Here is a 257-nt window from a genome sequence, read left to right on the forward strand (position 1 = left end):
GGATGTACCTGAAGTAACATTAGATGACCTTGAATGGGCAGATGCATTTATTTTCAGTACACCGACTCGATTTGGGAATATACCTGGACAGGTGAAACAGTTCCTAGATACAACAGGTGGATTATGGTTTAATGGAAAACTTGCCAACAAAGTAGTAAGTGCTATGTCTTCTGCAAGTAATGCTCATGGTGGTCAAGAAGCAACAATCCTTGCACTGTATAATACGATGCATCACTGGGGCGCGATCATTGCATCAC

Annotated in this window: 1 protein-coding gene; it reads left to right on the forward strand. The window is 42.0% G+C overall.

The genetic code is table 11. The annotated features are described in order from the left end of the window. Window positions 1-257, forward strand: a 257-nt coding sequence (locus AOA60_RS18300; RefSeq protein WP_178075378.1) for an NAD(P)H-dependent oxidoreductase, incomplete at both ends; no start/stop codon positions are given.

Origin of the sequence: Pseudomonas sp. 2822-17, from assembly GCF_002742485.1 — a bacterium.
Classification (GTDB): Bacteria; Pseudomonadota; Gammaproteobacteria; order Pseudomonadales; family Pseudomonadaceae; genus Aquipseudomonas; species Aquipseudomonas cyclaminis.